At 70.4% G+C, this 16,041-nt stretch carries 15 protein-coding genes; 2 read left to right on the top strand and 13 right to left on the bottom strand.

The features are described 5' to 3' along the window. The first annotated feature begins 23 nt into the window (after positions 1-23). Entirely contained in the window at positions 24-2,372 is a 2,349-nt protein-coding gene (locus ACFY0F_RS20280; protein ID WP_388795772.1) for an alpha-L-fucosidase, read from the top strand. A 95-nt stretch (positions 2,373-2,467) separates the two neighbouring features. Further along, entirely contained in the window at positions 2,468-3,931 is a 1,464-nt protein-coding gene (locus tag ACFY0F_RS20275; protein ID WP_388795769.1) for an RICIN domain-containing protein, read from the top strand. On the opposite strand, the gene ACFY0F_RS20270 is transcribed toward ACFY0F_RS20275, so the two are convergent. From ACFY0F_RS20270 to ACFY0F_RS20210, 13 genes are all read right to left on the bottom strand, one after another. Next, positions 3,850-4,122 (bottom strand): hypothetical protein, encoded by a 273-nt coding sequence (locus ACFY0F_RS20270; RefSeq protein WP_388795767.1) that lies wholly within the window; start codon positions 4,120-4,122, stop codon positions 3,850-3,852. The two genes, ACFY0F_RS20275 and ACFY0F_RS20270, sit on opposite strands and share 82 nt — an antisense overlap. A gap of 6 nt (positions 4,123-4,128) precedes the next feature. Beyond that, the gene (locus ACFY0F_RS20265) at positions 4,129-4,836 is read right to left on the bottom strand and encodes a FadR/GntR family transcriptional regulator (protein ID WP_388795764.1); all 708 of its coding nucleotides are present in this window, start codon (positions 4,834-4,836) and stop codon (positions 4,129-4,131) included. Beyond that, positions 4,827-5,840: an aldo/keto reductase gene (locus tag ACFY0F_RS20260; RefSeq protein WP_388795761.1), complete on the bottom strand. Its 1,014-nt coding sequence runs from the start codon at positions 5,838-5,840 to the stop codon at positions 4,827-4,829. The genes ACFY0F_RS20265 and ACFY0F_RS20260 overlap by 10 nt, the downstream gene beginning before the upstream one ends. 62 nt (positions 5,841-5,902) lie before the next feature. Next, on the bottom strand, positions 5,903-6,997 hold the full coding sequence (locus ACFY0F_RS20255) for a PfkB family carbohydrate kinase (protein ID WP_388795758.1): 1,095 nt from the start codon (positions 6,995-6,997) through the stop codon (positions 5,903-5,905). Then, positions 6,994-7,626 carry a bifunctional 4-hydroxy-2-oxoglutarate aldolase/2-dehydro-3-deoxy-phosphogluconate aldolase gene (locus ACFY0F_RS20250; RefSeq protein WP_388795755.1) on the bottom strand — a complete coding sequence of 211 codons (633 nt, stop codon included), beginning with the start codon at positions 7,624-7,626 and terminating at the stop codon, positions 6,994-6,996. The genes ACFY0F_RS20255 and ACFY0F_RS20250 overlap by 4 nt, the downstream gene beginning before the upstream one ends. Further along, entirely contained in the window at positions 7,623-8,384 is a 762-nt protein-coding gene (locus tag ACFY0F_RS20245; protein WP_388795752.1) for an SDR family oxidoreductase, read from the bottom strand. Before ACFY0F_RS20245 ends, ACFY0F_RS20250 begins: the two co-directional genes overlap by 4 nt. Beyond that, positions 8,381-9,424, bottom strand: a complete 1,044-nt coding sequence (locus ACFY0F_RS20240; protein WP_388795749.1) for a zinc-binding dehydrogenase — start codon at positions 9,422-9,424, stop codon at positions 8,381-8,383. Before ACFY0F_RS20240 ends, ACFY0F_RS20245 begins: the two co-directional genes overlap by 4 nt. Next, entirely contained in the window at positions 9,421-9,858 is a 438-nt protein-coding gene (locus ACFY0F_RS20235; RefSeq protein WP_388795746.1) for an RbsD/FucU domain-containing protein, read from the bottom strand. The genes ACFY0F_RS20240 and ACFY0F_RS20235 overlap by 4 nt, the downstream gene beginning before the upstream one ends. 12 nt (positions 9,859-9,870) lie before the next feature. Further along, positions 9,871-10,752: an amidohydrolase family protein gene (locus ACFY0F_RS20230; protein WP_388795743.1), complete on the bottom strand. Its 882-nt coding sequence runs from the start codon at positions 10,750-10,752 to the stop codon at positions 9,871-9,873. After that, positions 10,745-12,070, bottom strand: a complete 1,326-nt coding sequence (locus tag ACFY0F_RS20225; protein ID WP_388795740.1) for an L-fuconate dehydratase — start codon at positions 12,068-12,070, stop codon at positions 10,745-10,747. The genes ACFY0F_RS20230 and ACFY0F_RS20225 overlap by 8 nt, the downstream gene beginning before the upstream one ends. Before the next feature lie 92 nt (positions 12,071-12,162). Further along, a complete protein-coding gene (locus tag ACFY0F_RS20220) occupies positions 12,163-13,203 on the bottom strand; it encodes an ABC transporter permease (protein ID WP_388795737.1) in 1,041 nt (346 codons plus the stop codon). Next, entirely contained in the window at positions 13,196-14,761 is a 1,566-nt protein-coding gene (locus tag ACFY0F_RS20215) for a sugar ABC transporter ATP-binding protein (protein ID WP_388795734.1), read from the bottom strand. The genes ACFY0F_RS20220 and ACFY0F_RS20215 overlap by 8 nt, the downstream gene beginning before the upstream one ends. Before the next feature lie 47 nt (positions 14,762-14,808). Beyond that, positions 14,809-15,873: a sugar ABC transporter substrate-binding protein gene (locus ACFY0F_RS20210; RefSeq protein WP_388795731.1), complete on the bottom strand. Its 1,065-nt coding sequence runs from the start codon at positions 15,871-15,873 to the stop codon at positions 14,809-14,811. Positions 15,874-16,041 lie beyond the last annotated feature (168 nt).

Below are 16,041 nucleotides of genomic sequence, written 5' to 3'. Positions count from 1 at the left end.
ACGATCAAACAGGAGGAACCACGTTGCCGGAATCCATCTCGCGCAGATCGGTGCTCGCCGGCATGGCGGCCATGACGGTGGCCGCCGCAGTCGGCTCCGTCGCGCTGACGACGCCCGCGTACGCCGCGACGGTCACCGCCCCCCTGCCGCTCCCGCCCCTGCGCATCCCCACGACCGACATGGGCCTGGAGCAGCAGCCCGACTCCAAGATCCAGTGGCTGCAGGACGCCAAGCTGGGCATGTTCATCCACTGGGGTGTGTACTCGGGCCCGGCCAAGGGCGAGTGGTGGATGCACAACGCCCCCATCACGCCGTCCGACTACCAGAAGTACGTCACCGACGCCACCAGTGAGCAGTTCACCGCGGACGCCTACGACCCGACGGCCTGGGCGCAGTTGGCCAAGGACTTCGGGGCGAAGTACGTGACGCTCACGACGCGTCACCACGACGGCTTCGCACTGTGGCCGCTGAACCACCCGAACAGCTGGAACTCCGGACAGGCCCCACTGAACAGGGACTTCGTCAAGGACTACGTCGCGGCGGTGCGGGCGGCCGGACTGAAGGTGGGCCTGTACTACTCGCCGATCAACTGGCGCTACCCCGGCTACTACGACGTCACCGGCACCAACTGCGCCTCCAACCCGTGGAACTACACCACCGATCCCGCGCACAAGGAGAACGCGCGGATCATGAAGACCGAGGTGTACGAGTCGGTCAAGGAGCTGGTCACCCAGTACGGCGTGATCGACGACCTGTGGTGGGACGGCGGCTGGCTGGCGGAGAAGGGCAGCGACGCCGACGCGGCGTTCTTCTGGGAGCCCGGCCAGTACCGGGACACCGCCAACCAGTGGCCGGTGGACGCCGCCTACGGCGAGACCGACGCCAGTGGCAAGCCGCTGGGGCTGATGGGCATGGTACGCAAGCACCAGCCCGACATCGTCGCCAACCTGCGGTCCGGCTGGATGGGCGACTACATCAACGACGAGGGGTCCGGGGCACCCACCGGGGCGATACGCACCGGCAACCTCGTCGAGAAGGTCTTCACCGTCGGCAGCTCCTGGGGCTACAACTCCGACGGCAAGGTGATGAGCTACAGCACCGCGATGAACATCCTGGTCAACTGCTGGGTGCGCAACATGACCGCGATGGTCAACATAGGCCCGGACCGGCACGGCACCGTCTCCTCCGGGCAGGCGAACCTGCTGCGCCAGATCGGCACCTTCATGAGCGCCTGCGGCCAGTCCGTCTACGGGACCCGCGGCGGCCCGTGGAACCCGGTCGACGGCCAGTACGGCTTCACGTACAAGGACAACACCTTCTACGCCCACCTGCTCCCCGGCTACAGCGGCACCTCCTTCACCACCCCGTCGATCGGGGACGCTCAAGTCACCCGCGTCTTCGACGTACGCTCCGGCGCCACCCTCTCCTACACGGTCGGCGGTGACGGCCGGGTCGCCATCAGCGGCATCGACCGCACCACCCACCCCCAGGACAGCGTCGTCGGTGTCACGCTGGACCGGTCCGTGCAACCCGCCGACATCGCCGCCGGCAAGACCGCCACCGCCGACAGCGAGGAGACCTCCAAGGGCAACTACGCGGCCAAGGCCGTCGACGGATCCACCTCCACCCGCTGGTGCGCGAACAACGGCAACACCGGTCACTGGCTGAAGGTCGACCTCGGCTCGACGCGCTCCCTCACCGGCACCCGCATCGCCTGGGAGCTGGACAAGACCAACTACCGGTACCGGATCGAGGGCTCCACGGACAACACCACCTGGACCACCCTCGTCGACAACACGGCAACGACCAGCACCAGCCAGGTTCAGATCGCCGTCTTCCAGGCGCAGGCGCGGTACGTCCGGGTCACGGTCACCGGCCTGCCCTCCGGCGTGTGGGCCTCCGTCCGCAACCTGGAGGTCTACGACCGGCCCTTCGCCGCGGACCTGGGCACCTTCAAGCTGGTCAACCGCAACAGCGGCAAGGTGATGGACGTCAAGGACGCCTCGACCCTCGACGGCGCCGACATCATCCAGTACCCCTGGGGCGGCACCAGCAGCACCAACCAGCAGTGGAGGCTGGTGCCGAACACCGACGGCTCCTTCCGGCTGATCTGCGTCAAGAGCGGTAAGGCCCTGGAGAGCCCCAGCGGCTCCGCCCAGGGCGCCCTCCTCGACCAGGCGACCGACGCCTCGGCCGACAACCAGTCGTGGACGCTGGTCCCCTCCAAGACCAGCGGCTATCACCGGCTCGTCAACGTTCGTACCGGATGGTGCGTCGACGTCAAGGACGGCGCGACCGCCGACAGCGCCTATGTGATCCAGTGGCCCATGAACGACGGCGCCAACCAGGACTGGCAACTCGTCGCGCTCTGATACGGCGGACCGTGGTGCCGGGCCGCAGGGTGGCCCGGCACCACGCCCGCAACCCCATCGCTTCCCCCTCCGTCGACACGCAAAGGATCAGCGCCATGGGGCCTCACGACCTGCCGCTCGACCGCAGACGGTTCCTGACCGCAGCCGCCATGGCCGCAGGAGCCGTCGCGCTGCCCGGTCTCTGCGCCGGCAGGGCGGCCGCCGCCGTGCCGCCCCAGGTCACGCTCCCCGACCGGGGCATCCACGACACCGCCACCGCGTCGGCGTGGACCGACGGCTTCGTGACCGGCAACGGCGAGTACGGCGCCGTGTACTACGGTGCGCCGACACTCGAGAAGATGATCTTCAACCATCACCGGTTCGTGCTGCCCAACGGCACCCGCACCATGTCGCCACCGGTGATCGCGGACCGGCTGGCGTCCGTGCGGGACAAGGCGCTGGCCGGTGACTACTCCGGAGCGCAGACGACCTTCGCGTCCGGCTGGAGCCTGCGCTGGACGCAGACCTACCATCCCGGATACGAACTGCGGCTGGACACCCCGGGCATGACCACCGTCAACGACTTCGCCCGCGTCACCGACTTCCGCACCGGCGAGGTCACCCACACCTGGACCGACCAGTACGGCACCTGGAAGCGCCACGCCTTCGTCTCCCGCGCCGACCAGGTCATCGTCCACGAACTGCTGCCCGCCACCGGCCGCACCGTCGACACCACCCTCAGCGTGAACACCGCCCTCGACGGTGTGCCCTCCAGCGTCTCCTTCTCCACCACCGCGACGGTGAGCAACGGCGACGGCTACCTGAACCTGCGCGGCACCTACCCCGCCGGCGGCGCCTACGGCTACGAAGGCGTCACCCGCGTCGTCGTCAGCGGCACCGGCTCCTCCGTCACCGCCGGCGGATCCACCCTCGTGGTCGCCCGGGCCACCAAGGTGCTGCTGCTGACCAAGCTCGGCCGGTACGAGACCTCCACCGGCTGGAACAGCCAGCCCCTGCAGACCGCCCTGGCCGGGCTGACCGCCGACTACGCCACCCTGCTCGCCGGGCACGCCCCCCTGCACCAGGCGATGTACGACCGCTCCAGCATCGACCTGAACGTCTCCCCCACCGATCGACAGCTGTCCACGAGCGAGCTCATCGCACGGCAGAACGGCAACACCTCCACCATCGACCTCGCGCTCCTCGAGCGGAACGGCTCGACCGCCGACGGCGCCCCCGCCATCATCTGGACGTGGAACACCGGCACCAACCAGCAGTGGCGGTTTCTGCCCAACCACGACGGATCCTTCCGCCTGGCGTGTGCCAAGAGCGGCAAGCTCCTCGAGAGCCCCGATGGGTCGACCACGCAGGGCCAAACGCTCGACCAGTCGACGGACACCGCCGGAGCACACCAGTGGTGGAAGCTGGTCCCGGCCACGAGCGGCTACCACCGACTCGTCAACGTCAAGAGCGGGATGTGTGCAGACGCCCAGAACGGCTACACGGCCGACGGCACCCCGCTCATCCAGTGGCCGCCCAACACCGGCAGCAACCAGGAGTGGCAGATCGTCGCCGGGTGAGCCACCGCGGCGTTGCCCACGGCCGCCGGTGTCGCCCAGTGGTTGCCGCCCGCGCAGCGCGGCTTCCCGGCTGCGCTCCGTTCCCGCGCCACCAGCCGGCTTTGGGGCTCGGCGAGCTGGTACCGGCGCCGGGCCCGCTCGACGGCGTAGTCCGCCCGCTCCCGGCCGCCGCCGGCTCTGCTCGACGTCACCGGCGTCTACCGAAGGGAAGGGGCCTCGCCGGAGCGCAGGTGTTCCCTGAGCCACTGTTCGGTGTTGCTCACGTGCAACTGTGCGGCGGCCTGGCTCAGGGTGGCGTCGCGGGTGGTCAGGGCGTTGAAGATCGCCTCGTGTTCGGCGAGGGTGCGGTCCGAGGCCTGGGTGTCGACCAGGCCGCGCCAGATACGGGCGCGCAGGGTGCGGCCGGAGATGCCTTCCAGGAGGGTGAGGAGGGTTTCGTTGCCCGTGGCCGAGATGACCGCGCGGTGGAAGGCGGCATCATGGGAGTTGAGCCGTTCGACGTCGTCGCGTGCCTCGCGCATGGCGTCCAGGTGCCGCTTGATCTCGGCCAGTTGCTCGTCGGAGATGCGGGTGGCGGCCAGGGCGGTGGCGACCGGTTCGAGCAGCCGTCGTACCTCCATGAGGTCCTGCAGCGCGGCCGAGTCGCCCTGCAGCAGTTCCACCGCCCCTCCCAGGCCCTCCAGCAGCAGGCTCGGCTGCAGGCTGGTGACGTACGTGCCGTCGCCGCGGCGGACCTCCAGGACCCGCGCGACGGCCAGCGCCTTGACCGCTTCCCGGGCCAGGTTGCGCGACAGCCCCAGCTGGGCGGCCAGGTCCGGCTCCGGCGGCAGTTTAGAACCCGGGGGCAGCGCGCCCGTGCGGATCAGCTCACGGATCTGGTCTATGGCCTTGTCCGTCAAAGACACCGCGGACTCCTTCCGGGGCCGCTCGCCGCGAGCACGTCCGACCGGACCAGCCCCTGGGCGCGGAGATCGTCCCAGAGGCCGTCGGGAACGTGCCGGCGGTGGAGTTCCACGTTCCGTGCGACCTGGTCCGGATTCCGCATCCCGAGGGTGACGTTGATGACGGCGGGATGCGTGAGGGGGAAGGCGATCGCCGCGGCCGGCAGGCTCGTGCCGTGCGCGGCACAGACCTCGGTGATGGCCAGAGCGCGCGTGACCAGCTCGGCCGGGGCGTCCTGGTAGTCGTACTTCATGCCCGCCGCGGGGCGGTCGCGGGAGAGCAGTCCCGAGTTGAACACCCCCACGGCCACCACGCTCTTGCCGAGTTCCAGCGCGGCGGGCAGGACGTCGTCCAGGGCGGACTGGTCGAGGAGGGTGTAGCGCCCCGCGAGCATCACCACGTCGGCTGCGGTCTCGCGCAGGAAGCGGGCGAGCATCGCCGACTGGTTCATTCCGGCGCCGATCGCGCCGATCACCCCCTGGTCGCGCAGGTCCGCGAGCGCGGGCATGGCCTCCTCGGCGGCCTGCCTCCAGTGGTCGTCGGGATCGTGCAGGTAGACGACGTCCAGGCGGTCCAGGCCGGTGCGTTCCAAGGTCGCCTCGATGGAGCGGAGTACTCCGTCCCGGCTGAAGTCCCACTGCCTGCGCAGGTCGTCCCGCACCACGAAGCCTTCGCTGTCGACGCCCCGCGGCCGCTCGTTGGGGACGAGCAGTCGGCCGACCTTGGAGGAGACGACGTACGCGTCGCGTGGACGGTTCCGCAGAGCGGCCCCCAGGCGTCGCTCGGAGAGACCGAGCCCGTAGTGCGGTGCCGTGTCGAAGTACCGGATGCCGGCCTCCCAGGCCGCCTCGACCGCGGCCTGGGCGTCGTGCGGAGGGGTGACTCGGTAGAGGTTGCCGATCACGGAGGCCCCGAAGCCGAGTTCCGTGAGTTCGACGGACGTGTTCGTGATCTTCCTCTGTCCCATGGCCCGGTGTGTCAACTGTGCTCCTGTGGTGGTGCGGTTCGGTGCGGCCGGCTGCGGGCCGGTCATCTTCTGACGGCGGCCGTGCCACCGGCCATGAGCGCCTCGACCTCGGCGAGTGAGGCCATGGAGACGTCACCGGGCGTGGTCATGGCCAGTGCGCCGTGGACGGTGCCGTAGGCCAGAGCGCGTTGCAGGCGGGCGGCGTCGAGGTTCGCCGTGGGCCTGGCGCGAGCCGCCGAGCCGCCCTCCTCGCCGTCGAGCGTGAGCAGTCCGTAGATCAGCCCGGCCGCGAACGCGTCGCCCGAGCCGATGCGGTCCAGGACGTGCAGGCCGGACGTCTGCGGGCCACGGACGAACCCGGTCCGGGCCGACCAGGCGGCCGAGGACCAGTCGTTGACCCCGGCGCTGGGCACTTTCCGCACGGTCGTCGCGAGCACCTCCGCCTGCGGCAGGAGCCCGGCCACTGCAACGAGGGCGTCCTGCACCTCGTCCGCCTCGACCCGCAGCGCCCCTGGGCACGGTCCCGCCAGGCCCAGGGCGCCCACGACGATGTCGGCGTGGCGGGCGAGCCGCAGGTCGACCTCGCGTGCCCGGTCCGCGCCGCCCCGGCCGTCCCAGAGACTGGGGCGGTAGTTGGGGTCGTAGGACACCGTCACACCGTGCCGCCGGGCGGCCGTCATGGCCTCGTCCGCGACGTCCACGGTGGTGTCGGACAGGCCGGCGAAGATGCCGCCGGTGTGGAACCAGCGCGGGCCGGAGGAGAAGACCGCGTCCCAGTCGACGTCTTCTTTGCGCAGCTGCGAGACGGCCGTGCCCGCGCGGTCGCTGACGCCCAGCGCGCCCCGGATGCCGAAGCCGCGCTCGACGAAGTTCAGGCCGTTGCGCGCGCCGCGGCCGATGCCGTCCGCGGACACCCAGCGGATCATGGAGGTGTCGACTCCACCCTGGAGGATCAGGTCCTCGACCAGCCGCCCGACCTCGTTGTCGGCCAGGGCGGTCACAACGGCCGTGCGCAGGCCGAAGCAGCGCCGCAGTCCGCGTACGACGTTGTACTCGCCACCGCCTTCCCAGACCTGGAAGGTGCGGGCGGTGCGGATCCTGCCCTCGCCCGGATCGAAGCGGAGCATCACCTCGCCGAGGGCTACCACGTCGGTCACGGCGCGCTCCCGTGCACGGCCTCGGCGGTCAGCCGGCGGATCTCCCCGTACTCGCCCCGCTCAAGGTGGAAAGCGGTGGCCATCCAGCTGCCGCCGACGGCGAGGACCGCCGGGTGGGACAGATAGGCGGGCAGGCGCGGAGCGTCGATGCCGCCCGTCGGCACGAACCGTGCCTGGGGGAAGGGTGCCGCGAGGGCGCGCAGCATCGGGATGCCGCCGAGCGGTTCGGCGGGGAAGAGCTTGACGGTGTCGAGGCCGGCCCGCAGGGCGCGCATCAGTTCGGTGGCGGAGGCGATGCCGGGCACGACGGGCACCGCCAGCTCCCGGCACTTGGCGACGACGTCCTCGTCGAAGCCGGGAGAGACGACGAAACGGGCTCCGGCCGCCACAGCCCGCTCGGCCTGCTCGGGCGTGAGCACGGTGCCGGCGCCGACGACCAGGCCACCGTGGGCGGCCATCGTCTTGAGCGCCTGCTCGGCGTCGGGGGTGCGGAAGGTGACCTCGGCGCAGCGGGCGCCGCCCGCCGCGAGGGCGTCGGCCAGCGGACCGGCGCTCGCGGCGGAGGGCACCGTCAGTACCGGCATGAGACGGGCGCCGGCCAGCACGGAGGCCAGGTGGGTGCCGGTCATCTGCCGAGCCATCCGCCGTCGACGGGCAGGATCGTGCCGTGGATGTAGTCGGCGGCCGGGGAGGCGAGGAAGACGGCGGCTCCGGCGAGGTCGTCGGCTTTGCCCCAGCGTGCGGCCGGGATGCGGTCGAGGATGGCTCTGCTGCGGGCGGGGTCGTCCTGGAGGGCCTGGGTGTTGTCGGTGGCGATGTAGCCGGGGGCGATGGCGTTGACGTTGACGCCGTGCGGGGCCCACTCGTTGGCGAGTGCCTTGGTCAGTCCGGCGATGCCGTGTTTGGCGGCGGTGTAGCCGGGGACGGTGATGCCGCCCTGGAAGCTGAGCAGGGAGGCGGTGAAGATGACCTTGCCCTGGCCGCGGGCCACCATGGTGGCGCCGACGGCACGGGCGAGGGCGAACTGGGCGTTGAGGTTGACCTGGAGGACCAGCTCCCAGTCGGCGTCGCTGTGCTGGGCGGCCGGGGTGCGGCGGATCGTGCCGGCGTTGTTGACCAGGATGTCCACCGGCCGCCGGCGCCCGGCGAGGTTCTCGCCCAGAGCGCGGACGGCGTGGGGGTCGGCGAAGTCGGTGCGGATCGCCTCGAAGGTACGACCGGTGGCGGTGACGTCCTTCTCCACGTCGCTGCCGGTCTCCTCCAGCGACGCGCTGACGCCGATGACGTCGGCGCCGGCTTCGGCGAGCGCGCGGGCCATGGCGCGGCCGATGCCGCGGCGGGCCCCGGTGACGACGGCGAGCTTGCCGGTGAGGTCGAAGGCGGTCATGCGCTCGCTCCCGTCGAGTCGTCGGTGCAGTCCAGGAGGATCTTCATCACGTCGCCGCCGCTCTCCAGTGCGTCGAAGGCGGCCGGTGCCTCGGTCAGGGGCACGATCTTGGTGATCAGTCGGTCGGCGGGAATGGTGCCGTCGGCGACCAGGGTCACGGCCTTCTCGAAGTCGGAGCGGTCGTACAGGCGGGCGCCGACGAGGGTGAGTTCGCGCCAGAAGAAGCGGTGCAGGTTCACCTCGCGGGGCCGGGGGTGGATCGCCACCAGGCACAGCCGGCCGCGCACGCCGAGGACGTCGACGGCTGTGTCCACGCCTCCTGCCGCGCCGGAGACCTCGAAGGCGACGTCGGCGCCCGCGTCGGCGGTCCACTCTCCGACCAGGGCGGTCACGTCGACGGCGGCAGGGTCCCAGGTGCTCAGCCCCAACTCCTCGGCGAGCGACCTGCGGTGGGCGTTGAGTTCCACCACACGCACCTCGGCGCCGGCGGCCTGCGCGACCAGGGCGATGAGGATGCCGACCGGGCCGCCGCCGACCACGACGATCTTCTCGCCGTCGGCGACCTGGGCGCGGCCCGCGTCGTGCACCGCGACCGCGGTCGGCTCGACGAGCGCCGCCTGATCCAGGGGCAGGGAGTCGGGCAGCCGTATGAGAGTGGAGGCGGACACGGTCCAGCGCTGTTGCATGGCACCGGGTGAGTCGATGCCGATGAAGTCGAGGTGCTGGCAGATGTGCTGGTGGCCGCCCTGGCAGGCGGGGCAGGTGTCGTCCCAGCGCAGCGGCATCACGGTGACCGCGTCACCGGGCGTCCAGTCCTCGACGCCTTCGCCGACGCGGACGATCCGGCCGGACATCTCGTGCCCCAGGACGGCGGGCGCGGACACCCGGGCGTCCATGTCGCCGTGGAAGATGTGCAGATCGGTGCCGCAGATACCGACGTAGGCGGGCGCGATCTCCACCTCACCGGGGCCGGGCGGCGCGGTCTGGACGGATGCGGTGTCCAGGGTGCGGGCGGAGGCGTAACGGACGGCGAGAGTCATCGTGTGGTCAGGGTCCCTTCAGCGCGGACGCCGATGGTCAGCAGCAGGTTGGCGTAGGTACGGGTGTCGGCGGTGACGATGGCCAGTGCCAGGTCGGGCGACCGGGCGGCGTCGTAGAACTCGAAGCGCCCGAGCGTGTCGACCGGGACGGGCGCCAGCATGGAGCGGTACTCGGCGATGGCCGGCGGCTCCGGTTCGCCCTCGGGAGGCACCATCACCTGCGCCGACTCCACGGGCAGAGAGCGCAGCAGCACGTCCAGGACGGTGGTGACGTCCAGGATGCCCGGCGCGAGGTTGAGGTGGACGGTCCTGGCCCGTTCACCGGTTGCGGTGCTCGCGGGGTAGTGGCCGTCGGCGAGCAGCACGCGGGCACCGTGGCCGGCGCCGGCGAGCGCCTCGAGGATGCCGGGGTGCAGCAGTTCGGTCAGCAGCACGGAGTCCTCTCCTTACTTCTCGTTCTCGGACAGCCGGTAGAAGGCGGTCGACGTGTCGCAGAGCACCGCCTGTTTCTCCTGCGGGGAGCAGTCGTCCAGCAGTTGCTCGACGGTGACGGCCCAGCGGTTCCAGCCTCCGGCCAGGACGCAGACGGGCCAGTCGGAGCCGAACATCAGCCGGTCGGGGCCGAAGGCGGCCATCAGGGTCTCCCAGACGGGGCGGATGTCCTCGACGGTCCACTTGTGGTGGTCGGCCTCGGTGATCAGTCCGGAGACCTTGCACCGCACCTGGGGACGGCCCGCGAGCACACGGATCTCGCGGGCCCAGTCGGTGAGTGAGTGGCGGCCGATGGGCGGTTTGCCGGCGTGGTCCAGGACCAGCGGGAGGTCCGGGAAGCGCTGGGCGAGGCGGATCGCCTGGGGGAACTGATGGCTGCGGATGAGCACGTCGTAGCCGAGGCCGCGGTCCTGTACGGCGCGCAGGCCCCGTTCGACGGCCGGCTGCTGCAGCCACTCCGGGTCGGATTCGCCCTGCACGAGGTGGCGCAGGGCCCGCAGGTACCGGCCTCCCGGCCGGGAGCGCACTTCGTCGAGTACGTCCCCGATGGCGGGGGAGGTCAGGTCCGCCCAGCCGACGACCGCGCCGACCAGCGGTTCCTGGTCTGCGAGGTCCACCAGCTCCATCGTCTCCGCGACGGAGGCGACGCACTGGACGACCACCGTGCTCGTCAGCGACCGTCCGGCGATGATCCGGGTGGCGGCCGTGCGCAGGTCGTCGATGCCGTGGCTGCGGCGGATCGGTTCGTGACCGGGTTCGTCGAGCCAGGGCTGGGGCCGGCGGTCCAGGTCCCACACGTGGTGATGGGCGTCGACCAGGGGCAGCAGCTCAGACACGGGCGGACCAGACCGGGCCGTCGGGGTAGGCGTACTCCTTCAGGGAGTCGGGGTGCATCTGGGCGCCGAGGCCGGGGAGAGCGGGGGCGAGGTAGTGGCCGTCGGCGATGCGGACCGGGTCGACGAAGTGCTCGTGGAGGTGGTCGACGTATTCGATGACACGGTCCTCGGTGGTGGTGGAGACGGCGACGTAGTCGAACATCGACAGGTGCTGGACCATCTCGCACAGTCCGACGCCGCCGGCGTGCGGGCAGACCGGGACGCCGAACTTGGCGGCGAGCAGCAGGATGGCGATGTTCTCGTTGACGCCGCCGACCCGGGCGGAGTCGATCTGGACGATGTCGACCGCGCCGGCCTGCAGGAGTTGTTTGAAGACGACCCGGTTGGCGATGTGTTCGCCGGTGGCGACCTTGATGGGGGCGACGGCTCTGCGGACGGCGGCGTGGCCGAGGATGTCGTCGGGTGAGGTGGGCTCCTCGATCCAGTACGGGTCGTAGGGGGCCAGTTCGCGCATCCAGTCGATGGCGGGCTGGACGTCCCATCTCTGGTTGGCGTCGACGGCGATGCGGATGTCCGGACCGACGGTCTCGCGGGCCACGCGCAGGCGCCGTACGTCGTCCTCCAGGGACGCGCCGACCTTCAGCTTGATCTGGGTGAAGCCGTCGGCGACGGCCTCGCGGGCGAGGCGGGCGAGCTTCTCGTCGGAGTAGCCGAGCCAGCCGGGGGTGGTGGTGTAGGCGGGGTAGCCCCGGTCGAGCAGCTGGGCGATGCGCTCTTCGCGGCCCGGTTCGGCGCGGCGCAGGATCTCAAGCGCGTCCTCGGGGGTGAGGGCGTCGGACAGCCAGCGGAAGTCGACCTGGGCGACCAGCTCCTCGGGTGACATCTCGCCGAGGAAGCGCCACACGGGCTTGCCCGCGCGCTTGGCCGCGAGGTCCCAGGCGGCGTTGACGACGGCTCCGGTCGCCATGTGGATGGCGCCCTTCTCCGGTCCCAGCCAGCGCAGTTGGGGATCGTGGACCAGGGAGCGGGAGAAGGCGCCGAGGTCGGAGCAGACCTCCTCCACCGACAGGCCCACCACGTGCGGGGCGAGGGTGGCGATGGCGGCGGCCTGGGCGTCGTTGCCGCGGCCCGTGGTGAAGGCGAGGGCGTGGCCCTCCAGCCCGTCACCCGCATCGGTGCGCAGGATCACGTAGGCGGCGGAGTAGTCGGGCTCGGGGTTCATGGCGTCCGAGCCGTCGAGGTGTTCGGAGGTCGGGAACCGCACGTCCAGGACGTCCAGGGCGGTGATGCGGGCGGATGCGGGAACGGGGGAGGACATGGCGGCAACTCCTGTGAGGGGCAGGGGGATCGGTCCCCTTGCGACGAGACATGAACGCAGCGGAGGGCGGGCGGTCGGCGGGGCCGCCCGGGTCACTCCTGGACCTTGCCGCCCGTGATGCGGGAGATGGCGAGAGCGACCAGGATGATCAGGCCGTTGAGGGCGCCGATCCACTGGGCGGGGACGCCGGCCAGCGTGAGCACGTTCTGGATCATGAAGAGCAGCAGGATGCCGCAGAACGCGCCGAACATGGTGCCCTTGCCGCCGTTGAGACTGATCCCACCGATGACGGCGGCGGCGAAGACCGTGAAGATGTAGCCGTTGCCCTGAGCGGAGGCGACCGAGGCCAGCCGTCCGGAGAGCATCAGACCGGCGAGGGCGGCGAGCACGCTGCCGCTCACGATGACGATCCACAGCACCCGGTCGGTGCGGATGCCGGCCGCCTTAGCGGCGTCGACGTTACCGCCGATGGCGTACAGGGAACGGCCGAAGCTGGTCCAGCCGAGCACCACGATGGCAACGGCGAACAGGGCCAGGCAGATCCAGATGGAGGCGGGCATGCCGAACCATTCGGCGGTGCCGATGTAGAGCATCGACTGCGGCAGCTGGAAGAAGGTCTGACCGCCGGAGATGCCGGTGAGGATGCCGCGCAGGACGATGAGCATGCCGAGGGTGACGATGAAGCCGTTGAGGCCGAAGCGGATGATCAGCAGGGCGTTGATCACGCCGACGAGTACGCCCACGGCGAGGGTGACGGGGATCGACCAGGCGCCGGGGAGCAGTCCGAGTCCGTGTCCGGCGCCGGCGGGGACGACCAGCCAGGCCGCGACGCCGGGCGCGAGGCCCATGGTGGACTCCAGGGACAGGTCCATCTTCTTGACGATCAGGATCATCGTCTGGGCGAGGACCAGCAGGGCCATCTCGGACATGGTCTGCAGGACGTTGATGAGGTTGTCGGCCTGCAGGAAGACCGGGTTGACGATCTGGCCCACGACCGCGATGACGACGATCGCCGGGACGAGCGCCAGGTCACGCAGCCGGGCCAGCGGGATCCGGCCGCCGAACAGCACGATCCGCTTCTGCTTGAGGTCCACTGCCTTGGCGGCGGCGTCCGCGAGGACGGTTTCAGGCATCGAGGTCCACTCCTTCCATCGCGGCCACGAGATCGTGGTCGTGCCAGCCGCGGGCTATCTCTGTCGTCACTCGGCCCTGGAACATCACCAGGACCCGGTCACACATGCGCAGGTCGTCGAGTTCGTCGGAGGCGATCAGCACCCCGGTGCCGGACTCGGCGGTCTCCTCGACCTTGTCGAGGAGGAACTCCTTGGAGCGCACGTCCACGCCCGCGGTCGGGTTGATCAGCACCAGCAGTCGGGGGTCGTCCGCCAGGGCGCGGGCCATGACGACCTTCTGCTGGTTGCCACCCGAGAGCGCGGATACGGGGAGCTCGGGTCCGGGCGTCTTGATCGCCAGTTTCTCGATCATGTTGTCGGCGAGCCGGTCCCGGCGGCCTCGGCCGAGGAAGCCGTTCCTGCCGAGCCGCTTGGGCACGGACAGCGTGGCGTTGTCGGCGATCGACATGTCGGGCACGAAGCCCTGGTGGTGCCGGTCCTGCGGCACGAACCCGGCCCCGGCGGCGAGCGCCGCGGGCACACTGCCCGGCCGCGGCCGACGCCCGGCGATCTCCACCGCTCCGGTCGCCGCGGCCCGCAGTCCTACGACGGTCTCGGCGACCTCCGTGCGACCGCTGGCGGCGGCGCCCGCGAGGCCGACAATCTCCCCGGCGCCCACCCGGAAGGTGACGTCGGTGTAGGTGTCGCCACTGCCCAGCGCGCGCACCGACAGCGCGGGTGCGGCGCCGTGGTCCGCGCTGCTGCGGCGTTCCTGCCGCCGGTCGGCCGCCGCCTCGCCGGTCATGGCGGCGACCAGCTCGGTGCGCGGAAGCTCCGCGACCGGGGCGGTCACGATGTGCCGGGCGTCCCGGAACACCGTCACCATGTCGCAGATCTCGTAGACCTCCTGGAGATGGTGACTGATGAACAGGAAGGTCACGCCCTGGCTCTGCAGGTCGCGGATCCGGTCGAAGAGCCGGTTGATCGCCGCCGCGTCGAGCTGTGCGGTGGGCTCGTCGAGGACGATGAACCGGGCGCCGAAGGACAGCGCCCGGGCGATCTCCACGAACTGCCTCTGCTCTACGCTGAGTTCACCCGCAGGACTCTGCGGATCGACGTCCACCGACCAGGTCGACAGCAGTTCCTGGGCCCGGCGGCGTACGCCCGCCCAGCTGATCAGCCGGCTGGGGCCGTGGTCGTGCCGGTTCAGGAAGAGGTTCTCGGCGACGGTCAGCGTGGGGATGATCGTCGACTTCTGGTAGACGCAGGCCACGCGCTGTCGCCAGGCGTCACGGTCCGCGAGTCGCGGGGCGGGGCTGCCGCCGAAGGTGACCGTGCCTTCGTCCGGGGCGTGCAGGCCCGTGAGGACGGACACCAGGGTCGACTTGCCGGCCCCGTTGCGGCCGACGAGCGCGTGGGTCTCGCCGGGCCTGATGGTGATCCGGGCGCCGTTCAGGGCCACCGTCGGACCGAATCGTTTGACTATGCCCGCCGCCTCGACGACGGGCGGTACCGCGGGGGCCCGCCCGTCGTCCGCCGGAGCGGTCGCGGGGGTGACTGTTCGCTCCCCGTCGCTCATCTCAACCGCCTTGTTCTCGTTAGCCGCTGGGTGCTTGAGGGGACGGGTCAGCCGAGGTTGTTGCCCCACAGTGACGGGTCGTCGCTCTTCACGCTGGGCACGCCCCCGTAGGTGCCGCCGTCGGCGGTGACAAGGGGGGCGGAGAGCTGGTCCTCGAGCAGACCGTCGCGGACCTGGATGATGGTGCTGTTGTGGTCGGTCTTGCCGGGCTTGAACGTCTTCCCGTCGATCGCGGCCTTCAGGTAGTACAGGGCGTACTTGGCGTAGAGGTCGGCCGGCTGCGAGACCGTGGCGTCGATCTTCCCGGCGGCGATGGACTTGAGTTCCTCCGGGATGCCGTCGTTGGACACGACGAAGACGTGCTTCTTGTCCTTGGGACCGACCAGCAGCCCCTTCTGCTTGAGTACCTGGAGGGTGCCGGACAGGGCGAAGCTGGACTCCATGTAGATGCCCTTGATGTCCGGGTGGGCGGTCAGGTCGGTCTGCAGCTTCTGTGCGGCGACGGCTCCGTCCCAGTTGGTGGCCTCGCCGAACACCTTGATGCCGGGGTAGTTCTTCTTCATGCAGTCGTTGAACGCCTCGGTGCGGTCACGGCCGTTGATGGAGTCGAGTCCGCCCTCCAGCATCACGACCTGGCCCTTGCCGCTCAGCTTCGTGCCCAGGTACTGGCAGGCCTTCTCGCCGTACGCGCGGTTGTCGGCCCGCACCACCATGAACACCTTGCCGCTGTCCGGGCGGGTGTCCACGGTGACGACCGGGATTTTCTTCGCCTGCAACTGCGCCAGCGTCGGCGCGATGGCCGCGGTGTCCTGCGGGGCCATCGCGAGGCCCTTGACGCCCTGGCTGATGAACGTCTGCGCGTTGGCGGTGAGCTTGGCGACGTCGTTCTGCGAGTTCGTGGTCTTCAGGTCCAGGCCCAGCTTCTTGGCGAACTCGGGCGTGTACTTGATGTACGAGTTCCAGAAGTCGGTGTCGGAACGCGGGTAGTCGACGCCGACCAGCGGCGTGTCGCTCGACGCGGACGCACTGCCCGAGCCGCTGCTGCAGGCGCTGAGCAGCGCCAGGGCGGACAGGGCGGAGGCGGCGGAACAGAAGGCGGTTCTGAGTCTCATCGGTGTATTCCTCGCGCTGGTCCCGGAGCGGGAGACGTTTCGCCGGTGCAACTGCTGTGTGTCACTCCCAGAGAGATGGGATGTTTATAGACACCGATCAACGATGCTGTCTAGATGGCAACGGAAAGTTCGCTGAACAAGACAGACGCGAGTCGGCAGAAAGCCCGC

This window comes from Streptomyces sp. NPDC001544, from assembly GCF_042894285.1.
Lineage (GTDB): Bacteria > Actinomycetota > Actinomycetes > Streptomycetales > Streptomycetaceae > Streptomyces.
This window is presented reverse-complemented; position numbering and strand designations above follow the sequence as displayed.